This window comes from Mesorhizobium sp. M2A.F.Ca.ET.037.01.1.1 (genome assembly GCF_003998075.1).
Classification (GTDB): Bacteria; Pseudomonadota; Alphaproteobacteria; order Rhizobiales; family Rhizobiaceae; genus Mesorhizobium.
This window is the reverse complement of sequence record NZ_RZSA01001302.1, coordinates 1-1,494: the sequence shown is the minus strand read 5'-3', so window position 1 is coordinate 1,494 and position 1,494 is coordinate 1. Positions and strand designations below refer to the sequence as shown.

Here is a 1,494-nt window from a genome sequence, read left to right as displayed (position 1 = left end):
CTGCAGGATTGACAAACCGAAGCCGAATTTCGCATGCCTCTCGGCATGTCATTGCGCTTCCTCTTCGCCCTGCTCGTTGCAACCGGTTTTGCCGTCCAGGCTGCCCATAGCCAGACGCTTTCGCTAAAACCGTTCAAGGACGACCTCTTTGCTTATCCGGCGGCGCTGTCCACCGGCGATAATGGCGCCTATACGGTGCTCGACTATCATGAGATGCGCGACATCAACCAGCGCGACGAGGTGCCGGAAAAGCGGGTGCGCGCGCAATATACCGACCCCGGCGTGCGCAAGGTGCAGCGGGACCTGATGTTGAAGACCGACGCCGGCGATGTCAGGCATGTCGCGGTCGGCAGGACGGAAGGCGCTTCCATCATCGTGCTCTACCTGCATGGGCAGGGCGGCAGCCGCAAGCAAGGTGTCGACGATTTTACTTTCGGCGGCAACTTCAACCGCATCAAGAATCTGATGGCCGCCAATAACGGCCTCTACCTTTCGCCGGATTTCCCCGATTTCGGCGACAAGGGCGCGGCGCAGGTCTCGGCGCTCATCGATCACTACGCCCAACAATCGCCCGGCGCGAAAATCTTCGTCGCCTGCGGCTCCATGGGCGGCATGGTCTGCTGGAAGCTCGCCGCGCGCAAGGATACGGGCGGCCGTATCAACGGGCTGCTGCTGCTCGGATCGCTGTGGGACGACAGCTTTCTCACCAGCCCTGCCTTCAAGCGCCGCGTGCCGGTGTTCTTCGGCCAGGGCAGCCATGACGTGGTCTTCTCGGTGGAAAAGCAGGAAGCCTTCTTCCGATCGATCCTGGCCAAAAAATCCTATCCGACACGCTTCGTGCGCTTCGAGACCGGCACGCACGGCACGCCGATCCGCATGGTGGACTGGCGCGGCACGCTGAACTGGATGCTGACGAAAGCGCCGTGACCCTTCTGTCGAGGCTCAAGGCGCAGTGTTGTAATCGATGATCGTCTGCGGATTGATCTCGCCGTCATAGGAAGCATCGACGTCGTACTGGACAAGCGAGAAGTCACCGTTGCGGAACAGATAGGTCCCCGATGACGAGGCGTCCCCTACGCCACGCCATTTGGCGGATGTGGTGATGGTTTTCGTGTTCTCGTCATAGTCCGAATTGGTTGCCCAGCCGCTGGTCTTGAAACCGATGATGTGGATCGACTCGACCTTGCCTTCGCTGTTGTTGTTCTCGTAGCGGATATCGAGATCCGGCTCGGTGAACTGCAGCTGGGTCACGCCGTTGACGTCATCGGCGATGTAGTAGACCGCGGTTTCGTTATAGGCGGCCATCGAGCAGAAGAAGCGGAACAGCCGCGTCTCGCGCTCCGGGTCGGCGGCTTGAGCGTCCTTGTCCTTGTATTGGACCGAATGGGCCTCTGGCTCACCGATTGGCTTGCCATCGGCATCCTGTTTGTCGCACTGCCCGCCATAGGTGGCGAGAAACGCCTTCTTGGCCTGCTCCAGCGCCTCGTCCTTCTT

Annotated in this window: 2 protein-coding genes; one reads left to right on the top strand and one right to left on the bottom strand. The window is 60.4% G+C overall.

Features of this window, described 5'->3' with window-relative positions; translation table 11 throughout:
- Positions 1-45: 45 nt before the first annotated feature.
- The gene (locus tag EOA27_RS36160; RefSeq protein WP_126083792.1) at positions 46-927 is read left to right on the top strand and encodes an alpha/beta fold hydrolase; all 882 of its coding nucleotides are present in this window, start codon (positions 46-48) and stop codon (positions 925-927) included.
- A gap of 15 nt (positions 928-942) precedes the next feature.
- Here EOA27_RS36160 and EOA27_RS36155 read toward each other — a convergent pair.
- Positions 943-1,494 (bottom strand): DUF1176 domain-containing protein (locus tag EOA27_RS36155; protein ID WP_127258695.1); only part of this gene is annotated, 552 nt, incomplete at its 5' end.

What these genes read in the sequence shown, in the direction of transcription:
- EOA27_RS36160 (WP_126083792.1), top strand. Translation starts at nt 46, where the DNA reads ATGTCATTGCGCTTCCTCTTCGCCCTGCTCGTTGCAACCGGTTTTGCC.